This is a genomic window from Bacillus sp. WC2503 (assembly GCF_052682895.1).
Window position 1 is genome coordinate 75,691 of sequence record NZ_JBQYMD010000001.1, and the last position, 9,310, is coordinate 85,000.

Below are 9,310 nucleotides of genomic sequence, written 5' to 3' on the forward strand. Positions count from 1 at the left end.
TGAATGATTTTCAGGTTTCTTTCGCGCAAAGCATATGTGGAGGGGGATACCTTCTATGTATGCTTTGTTTTTCTCCCGCGTTAATGGGCAGTAAGACTTTTACCTAAAAAATTCGGTGGGAACAAGATGTTAGATAGGAAGTCAACTACCCGTACACGCCTGATTAGTGAGGGCGTGTACAAGCCCCTAATGAGTAAAGTTTCACTTTATACAAGCCCTAACCAATGTACCAATTGTGTAGAGAGGAATGTAACAACAATGGCGATAACGGTAGGGATTGCAAACGATAAGAATGTCCATTTTGCACTTTTTGTTTCTTTATATATGTTAACTAGTGTCGTTCCGCACGGGAAATGAAGAAGGGAGAACAACATTGTGTTTAACGCTGTTAACCAAGTCCAACCGTTTTCTAAGAATAGATTTTTAATCTGATTAAAATCATCTATTTCAGTTAAAGATCCAGTTGATAAGTAAGACATTAATAAAATCGGAATAACAATTTCATTAGCTGGTAGTCCAAGAATGAATGCAGCTAGAATAAAGCCGTCAAGTCCTAACATTTTAGCGAATGGATCTAGGAAGTTTACAAAATACATAAGCAGGCTTGTGTCACCGATGAAAATATTAGCGAGTAACCAAGTTAATGCAGCCGCAGGAGCAGCTACAACTATAGCTCGTTTTAAAACATAGATGGATTTATCGAGTGTTGCACGTACAATTGTATTCCAAATTTTTGGCTTACGGTACGGTGGTAACTCAAGTGTGTAGTGAGTTGGAACGCCTTTTAAAGCTGTTTTCGATAGTACCCAAGAAACGGTTAACGTCATAATAACACCAATTACAACCATTCCAACTACAACGCCAGCGGTAACAAATGTTTGCATACTACCTGTATAACCAGCAGCCATAAATAGTGAAGCCATTAAAATTAACGTAGGCCAGCGACCGTTACATGGAACGAAGTTGTTTGTTAAGATAGCAAGCATACGTTCACGTGGCGATTCGATAATACGCGTTGACATAATAGCAGCTGCATTACAACCGAATCCCATTGCCATTGTTAAAGATTGTTTACCATGAGCACCAGATCGCTTAAATAAACGATCCATATTAAACGCAACACGTGGTAAGTATCCGTAGTTTTCTAATAGTGCGAACATAGGGAAAAAGATTGCCATAGGTGGTAACATAACGCTAATAACAGCACCGATACCACGGAATAAACCAAGTATTAAAATACCATGTAACCATTCAGGTGAATGCATTGCTTGGAACCAAGATGTTAAATATCCTTCGACCCATCCAAAGAACTCAGCAATCATATCAGATGGTACGTTAGCGCCTGCAATTGTAAGATAAAAGATAATAGATAAAATGCCTAGCATAATTGGAAATCCCCAAATTGGAGATGTGAAAATTTTATCTAGTTTTTCAGAACGATACAATTTATCAGTATTTGTATATTGAACAGATTCTTTACATATGCTTGCAGATGTTCGGTAAATATCTCCGACAATATCATCTCGTATATCTTCTTTTGATAGTGTTTGTGCATGTTGAATAATATAGTCCAATGGAAGAGCTTTACTGGCTGAGTGAGATTCCATTTATTACGACCTCCCTTACAAGTGGTTCATTATGGTGTTTTTGAAGTGTAGTTAAGAAATTTTTATCCCCATCTAATATACGTAACGCAATCCAGCGTGCTGGGTACACATCACCGAACACTTTATAAATTTGTGGTTCTAATTCCTGAATCATATTTTCGATTTTTTCGCTGTAAGTAATTTTAATTGGTGTTGGAATTATTTTTTTATTTGCTACTTTAGCGATGACATTTAGTAAATGCCCGATACCAATTCGGTTTCGAGCTGAAATCTTTACTACCGGTACACCGAGTGATGTTGCTAATTTCTTTTCATCAATAACGATGCCTTTTTTCTCAGCTTCATCAATTAAGTTAATACAAATAACTACGTTGCTCGTCATTTCCATCACTTGGAGTGCTAAATTTAAATTTCTCTCCATAGCAGTTCCGTCTATAACAACTACAGTGACTTCTGGCTTTTCAAAGATAATATAATCTCTCGCCACTTCTTCATCCGCAGAATTTGAATATAGTGAGTAAGTTCCAGGTAAATCTATTAATGTATATTTATTTCCGTTATGTTCATATTCCCCTTCGGCCTTTAAAACAGTTTTTCCCGTCCAGTTTCCAGTATGTTGTTTTAAGCCTGTTAAAGTATTAAATAATGTACTTTTCCCGGTATTCGGGTTGCCAGCTAAAGCAATACGGTGGTTGCTCATCTGAAATCATCTCCTATTAATACCCCGAAAATAAGGGAGCTTTCTTCTTTACGCAGTGCAATAGTTGTATTGCTTACTTGATAAGCGACCGGATCTCCAAGTGGACTGCGCTGTAATACTTTAATCGTTGCCCCAGGGATAAACCCTAGATCTAATAAACGTCGTTTCATAGTTCCTTCTAATTGTATCTTCTCAATTTGTACAAACTCTCCTGTTTTAAATGCAGAAAGTGGTCTTGTATTAGCCGATACCATAAAAGTTACCTCATCTCTATATTGTTAGTTTAAGTTTAAAAAGTTTCCTTAGGTAAACTTTTTGCTACTAATATAGTAGACTACATTGAATGATGCTGTCAATTAGTACTTTAAAAATATTCAATTATTTTTAGAATTGTTCCAATTTATTTAGTTGTACTAAAAAAAAATACTGAAATTCTGTTTAATGTAAATAAAATGAGATTGTAAAAGTTAAAAATATAGTGGATTTGTAAATGTATTTTTAACTAAAAGGTGAAAAGAAAGAAAAACATTTACATTGAGTTTACATTATTAAGAATAAATTTACATTACAGCTCGTTTAGTGTGGATTTTGTTGGGTTCTGTAACTACAAATGTTGGGATTCCTAGCTTTTTAGGATTATTATCGCCATTTACTTAAAATTAAAAATTGCTTAACACTCACATAATATTGTTGTCCTACAATGAATTTGTGTTCGAAAAAAGTAGACGAATGTGAAAAGTGATAATCCAAATGGGGGTACAAGACATGGTTATGAAAAAGGGTATTAAATTTTCTTTAGCAGCTTTAGTGGTAGCAGGAGCATTAGTTGGATGTGGGAAAGCAGAAGATACAGCTAGTAAAGATAATGCTAAAGGAAGCGATAATGCAAAACAAGAATTGTCAGGTACGATTGCAGCTGCAGGTTCTACAGCGCTTCAACCTCTTGCAGAGGAAGCTGGAAAGAAATTCATGGAGAAAAATTCAAAAGTTTCTATTCAAGTTCAAGGTGGCGGTAGTGGAACAGGGATTAACCAAGTAGCATCTGGTGCAGTACAAATTGGTAATTCGGATGTTCCATCTGGAGATAAAATAAAAGATGCTGATAAAGCAAAAGAATTAGTAGATAACAAAGTTGCGGGTATCGCATTCGCGCTTGTCGTAAATAAAGATGTAAAAGTTGATAACTTAACAGTACAACAAGTACAAGATATCTTCACTGGAAAAGTAACGAATTGGAAAGAGGTTGGCGGGAAAGACGAAAAAATCAACGTAATTAACCGTCCAGCTTCATCTGGTACACGTGCTACTTTTGAAAAGACAGTGATGAAAGACGCGAAAATTAATGATGGAACTGGTACGACACAAGATTCTAATGGTGCTGTAGAGCAAGCGATTAACTCTACTCCAGGTTCAGTGAGTTACTTAGCAATGTCTTACATGGTTGGTGAGAAAAAAGGCGCGCTACAAACGGTTAAAATTGATGGATCTGAACCAAAAGTTGAGAACATCGCTACTGGTAAATATCCATTCTGGTCTTACGAGTACATGGTAACAAAAGGTGAGGCAAAAGAAGCAACAAAAGCTTACATTGACTATGTAAAAGGTAAAGATTTCGAAAAGCAAGTAGAAGATATGGGTTACATTCCGATGTCTAAATTAAATAAGTAATAAAATTTATGGGGCTGGCTGCAAGGTCAGTCCTGTTCATTTCAATTTATGAAGTGGGGTCTGTCCTGTGATGAAGGGGAAAAAACAAATAAATTACGTAAAGAGTGAATATATAGGAAGATCACTCGTTACGTTTTGTGGTATTTTTATTGTTTTAGTTACATTAGCTATTATTGCGTTTATTTGTGGTAAAGGAATTCAATCTTTTACGCAAAGTGGTATCTCATTTACTGAGGTATTAACATCGACAAAATGGAATCCGAATGCTGACGAAGGAACCTTCGGAGCTGTAATTTTTATTATAGGTTCAACATTGGTTTCGATAGGTGCAGTTATTATTAGTGCGCCAATTGCTATAGCTCTTGCTATATTCATGAATTTAATTTCGCCGAAGTTCGGAAATAAAGTATTGAAGCCTGTTTTAGAACTATTAGTTGGTATTCCTTCAGTTGTATACGGATTATTAGGGGTTACGATTTTAGTGCCACTATTACGTGATTCGTTTGGAGGAGTGGGCTTTAGTTTAATTGCGGGTATTATTGTCCTAAGTATTATGATATTACCTACTATTGCTAGTATCGCTTCTGATGCAATACGCTCTGTTCCATTTGATTATTTAGAAGCTTCTTATGGTCTAGGATCAACGAAATGGCAAGCGATTAGTCGAGTGATTGTTCCTGCTGCAAAACAGGGGATTTTAACAGGTATAGTTTTAGGATTAGCGCGTGCTTTTGGTGAAGCGTTAGCGGTTCAAATGGTAATCGGGAACACGATTAAATTACCAGAAGGAATATATAGTCCAACAGCAACGTTAACGGGTATTCTGACAATGGATATGACGAATACATTGAACGGAACGGCTTGGAACAATGCGCTATGGACATTAGCGATGATTTTGCTTGTTATTTCATTCCTGTTTATTTTAGTAATTCGAGCGATTGGTCAAAGAGGTGAGCGATAATAATGAATGCAAGAACGGTAAATAAAGTTTGGACAGGTATCTTTTATGCGGTTGCGGCTTTAGTTGTAGCTTTACTAGTGTTCTTAGTGTTTGAAATTTTACAAAAGGGATGGGGATTTTGGGATCCTAATTTCTTGTTTGGAGAACCAAGCAATACAAGAGCTGGTGGTGGGATTGGTCCGCAGTTATTCAATTCCTTCTATATGCTTGTTATAACGCTTATTATATCTATTCCTCTTGGATTAGGTGCTGGAATATATTTAGCGGAGTATGCAAAACAAGGTCGATTTTTAAGTTTTGTTCGTTTATGTATTGAAACAATGGCGTCTTTACCTTCTATTGTTGTTGGTTTATTCGGTTTGTTAGTGTTCGTTACAATGACAGGCTGGGGATACACGGTAATGGGTGGTGCTTTAGCTTTAACTATTTTAAACTTACCAGGTTTAACGCGTGTTTGTGAAAATGCGATTTCAGAAGTTCCTCATAATGTAAAAGAGGCGAGTCTTGGATTAGGTGCGACAAAGTGGCAAACGATCGCGCGTATTATTATCCCGTCGTCATTACCGCAAATTATTACAGGTGTTATTTTAGCGGCTGGCCGTATATTTGGTGAAGCAGCGGCATTAATTTACACAGCGGGTTTAACATCTCCAATTTTAAATTCAGCAGCGGACTTCTCAAGTCCTGCGCATCCTTTAAATCCATTTAGACCAGCTGAAACGTTAGCGGTTCATATTTGGAAGTTGAATTCTGAAGGGATTATCCCGGATGCGAAGTTGATTGCGACAAAATCTGCAGCTGTATTAATTATTATGGTATTACTATTCAATGTTATTTCACGCTTGATAGCATCTGTATTGCATAAGCGTTTTACAGGAACGAAAAGAAAAAGTAAAACGACGAAGAAGGTAAAAGCGGCATAAGTTATAAAGAAGAACTCTCTATTTATAAGTAGGGGGTTCTTTTTGTATTTTAATATAGAAGAAATGGATATAAAGGGGGGAGTAAAAGACCTTCAAATAACGAATATCTTATTGTAGACTTTGGTCAACCTATAGAGCGATATGCGCAAAAGAAGGATGGATTATATGGGTAGGTAAAGAAACGGCGTTATCTTCATTCGTGAAGATAACGCCTTTTTACTTTAAATATCAGGTGTTTCTGTAGAAGTACTGATTTTTCTGCGTGAACGTCTTTTTCTACCGATTTTATCCAGTAATTCGTACATAACAGGAACGACTACTAATGTAAGAACAGTTGAAACTGCCAAACCGCCGATTACAACAACTGCCAAACTTTTTGATACCATACTCCCTGCTTGAGATTGACCGAATAGGAGAGGAAGCATAGCAACGATTGTTGTTACAGCTGTCATAATAATTGGACGAAGTCTCGTGGACCCAGCTTCTAGTAAGGCGTCCCTTGTTTCCATGCCATTTTCTCGATTTTGTTGCACTCTTTCTATTAATACAATTGCATTTGTGACGACAATCCCAATTAACATTAATGCGCCAATTAAAGAATTTATATCGACAGGTGTTCTTGAAATGATTAATCCTAAAATACCACCGACAGCAGCTAATGGTAAGGAGAATAAAATTGCAAAAGGAGCACGCGCTTGCCCAAAGGTGATAACCATAATTAAATATACAATCCCAATTGCAATCCCCATGATTTTGAATAAATCTGTGAAGTTCTCTTGCATAGATTCAGTGGCGCCGGCGATATTTACTTTTGCTCCACTAGGTAAATCTAAGTTGGTTATCGCATTGTTTACTTCTGCGCTTACTTTACTTAAATCTTCACTTGAGGCTTCAGCAGTAATTTGAATTGTTTCTTTTCCGTCTTTATGGAAAATTTCTGTTTGAAGTTGTTTTTCTGAAATAGTTGCAATGTCCTTTAAAGGAATTGGTCCGTTAATAGGTGACAGTATGTTTGCGTTTAAAATATCTGTTTGTTTATTAATATTTTCTTTTTTGTGCTCTATCATAATAGTAGTTTTTTCATTGTTAATTGAAATTTCACCAATAGGCGATTTCTTCATAAGGAATGCTACTTGTTGTGCTGCTAATTCTGGGGTTAAACCTAATTGTTCGGCTTTTGTTTGATCAATATGAATTTGCCATTCTTTCTTAGAGTCTTCTAAATTCGTTTTTACTTTAGAGAGAGCATCCATACTCTTTAGTTTTGTTTCGACGATGTTAGCGGCTTTTTTTAGATTCGTTTCGTTAGTAGCAGTTACGTTAAATTGTAAATTGTTACCCCCACCAGAGCTTGAATAACTCGTTTTTATATAATCAAGTTCGGCAGGTTCAAAAGATTTATGATCTTTCTTTAAGTCTTTAATATATTGGTCGATATTAGACCCCTTTTTGAAGACTACAAATATACTGGCAAGATTATTTTTAGTCGTTTGCCCCCATTGTGCATCTTCTGCGCTAGATCCCATTCGTAAAATAACATCTGTTACATCAGGATTAGAGAGTAGTTTCTTTTCGAAGTCAAAGGCTTTTTGTTTTTGAGATTCAGAATTATAATCAGCTGGAAACGTCATATTAACGGATAACATTGTATCATCTTCGGACTTTATGTTCGATTTTGGTAGTAATATATATGCAGCGATTGATCCCGCAAATAATAAAAATGAAGTTAGTAGAATAATAAATTTATGAGAAAGAGCCCACTTTAATGTAGCTACATATCGTGGTGAAGAGCTCGGCTTGCGATGCTTTGTTTTTTTGAGTAGTAAAAAAGCCATAAGTGGAACAACTGTTAATGCGACGATTAAAGAAGAAAGGATTGAATATACAACTGCTAATACCATAGGTAACATTAATTTTCCGATTACTCCTGATACGAGGCCGATAGGTAAAAAAACAGCGACCGTTGTTAAAGTAGAAGAAGTGATTGCGACGGCAACCTCTTTCGTTGCATCGATAATAATATCTTTAGAGAAAGGTTCCTTTTGTAAACGGCGAAAAATATTTTCAATGACAACGATACTATCATCGACGAGACGTCCAACTGCAACTGCTAAGCCACCGAGAGTTAAAATGTTAAGTGTGATGTTAGATTGGTGTAGTAAAAAGAGTGTTAATAAAATAGATAATGGAATACTGACAACAGCGATGAGTGTCGTTCGGAAGTTACGCAAAAAGATTAAGATAATTAGAGTAGCGGCGATTGCGCCAAGGATTACTTCTTTTCCCATACTAGTAACAGCATTTTCAACTTGTTCATGAGTTGAGGCTAAAAGTTTAATAGAAAACTGATCTTTATATTGCTTACTTATGTCTTTAATTTTTTTATCAATCTCTTTTCCAATTGCAACCGCGTTTTTACTCGGCTCTTTCATGATGATTAATCCTGTTCCTTCTTCTCCGTTTATGTGTGATATTGTATCGTAGTTTTGTTTCAGTTCAATTTGAGCAATATCTTGCAATTTCACTTGAGGTGCTACGGTGATGTTTTTAATCTCATTTATATTTTTTACTTCCCCGATGACACGAAGATTGTATTCTTCTTTATTAACAGTAATTGCTCCAGTGGGAGTGGAAGTTTCTTTTCCCTGTACAACTTTTAATACTTGCTCTGATGTTACGTTTTTATCTTTTAGTTTGTTAGGATCAAGAACGATGGATAATTCGGAAGTTGATTTTCCGAAAAACATGACATTGGCAACACCATCAATGCTTTCGAGTTGTGGTACGATTTCTTTCTCGATTTGTTTTTCGTCAGCTTTTGAAAATCCATTTTGCTTCTGAATGGTAATTTGAGCGAGTGGAATCATAGAAGTATTTAATTGGCTAACTACAGGTTTAGTTACATCTTTAGGTAATTTAATCGTATTAATTGCTTTTTCGACTTCGCGTGCTGCATCTTTCATATTTGCCTTGGATGTATATGCAATGTCGATGCGTGATAATCCTTCGTGTGTGGAGGAAATGATGCCATCAATATGTTCTAAATTACGAAACTGTTTTTCAAGGGGATCAGTTACGTCTTTAGTCATCGTTTCAGCATCGAGCCCTTGAGATAATGTTGTGACAGTTATTGCAGGGTTATCGATGCTTGGTAAAAATTCCATAGGTAATTTAGAGCCGGAATAAACACCGAGTATGGAAATGAGAAAAACCATGATAATAATAGCAGCTCGGTTTTTTAATGAAAATTTTGTTAACCTATCCATAAGATAATTCCTCCATTAGTATTTATAGTTTTGTGGGCACTTTCTTACTATATAACAAAAAATGGATATTTTTCATTAATTAAATGTAAAAAAATTCTAACAACAATCTTAAGATAATGTTTTTGGTGAGATTGTATTATTTGTATAAAGTGCAATTTTTGATGGGGGAGGAAATTGTTCGTTCG

At 35.9% G+C, this 9,310-nt stretch carries 7 protein-coding genes; 3 read left to right on the forward strand and 4 right to left on the reverse strand.

The window, feature by feature from the left end; all coding sequences use genetic code 11:
- Positions 1 to 206 precede the first annotated feature (206 nt).
- Genes ACUN26_RS00370 through ACUN26_RS00380 form a run of 3 tightly spaced genes read right to left on the reverse strand, consistent with a single transcriptional unit; the run spans position 207 to position 2,561 of the window.
- Complete coding sequence (locus ACUN26_RS00370; protein WP_000443614.1) at positions 207 to 1,607, reverse strand: nucleoside recognition domain-containing protein; 1,401 nt, start codon at positions 1,605 to 1,607, stop codon at positions 207 to 209.
- Positions 1,585 to 2,307, reverse strand: coding sequence for a FeoB small GTPase domain-containing protein (locus ACUN26_RS00375; protein ID WP_000064958.1), 723 nt, complete (start codon positions 2,305 to 2,307; stop codon positions 1,585 to 1,587). Before ACUN26_RS00375 ends, ACUN26_RS00370 begins: the two co-directional genes overlap by 23 nt.
- Positions 2,304 to 2,561, reverse strand: a complete 258-nt coding sequence (locus ACUN26_RS00380) for a FeoA family protein (RefSeq protein ID WP_000252995.1) — start codon at positions 2,559 to 2,561, stop codon at positions 2,304 to 2,306. Before ACUN26_RS00380 ends, ACUN26_RS00375 begins: the two co-directional genes overlap by 4 nt.
- A gap of 511 nt (positions 2,562 to 3,072) precedes the next feature.
- Here ACUN26_RS00380 and ACUN26_RS00385 point away from each other — a divergent pair.
- The 3 genes from ACUN26_RS00385 to pstA all read left to right on the forward strand — a co-directional run bounded on the left by ACUN26_RS00385 (position 3,073) and on the right by pstA (position 5,859).
- Positions 3,073 to 3,975 (forward strand): phosphate ABC transporter substrate-binding protein PstS family protein, encoded by a 903-nt coding sequence (locus tag ACUN26_RS00385; protein ID WP_000245101.1) that lies wholly within the window; start codon positions 3,073 to 3,075, stop codon positions 3,973 to 3,975.
- A gap of 70 nt (positions 3,976 to 4,045) precedes the next feature.
- Complete coding sequence (gene pstC / locus ACUN26_RS00390) at positions 4,046 to 4,936, forward strand: phosphate ABC transporter permease subunit PstC (RefSeq protein WP_000676684.1); 891 nt, start codon at positions 4,046 to 4,048, stop codon at positions 4,934 to 4,936.
- A gap of 2 nt (positions 4,937 to 4,938) precedes the next feature.
- Positions 4,939 to 5,859 carry a phosphate ABC transporter permease PstA gene (pstA, locus tag ACUN26_RS00395; RefSeq protein WP_000994143.1) on the forward strand — a complete coding sequence of 307 codons (921 nt, stop codon included), beginning with the start codon at positions 4,939 to 4,941 and terminating at the stop codon, positions 5,857 to 5,859.
- Positions 5,860 to 6,080: 221 nt separating this feature from the next.
- Here pstA and ACUN26_RS00400 read toward each other — a convergent pair whose 3' ends face one another.
- Entirely contained in the window at positions 6,081 to 9,125 is a 3,045-nt protein-coding gene (locus tag ACUN26_RS00400; RefSeq protein ID WP_000375557.1) for an efflux RND transporter permease subunit, read from the reverse strand.
- Positions 9,126 to 9,310: the final 185 nt, after the last annotated feature.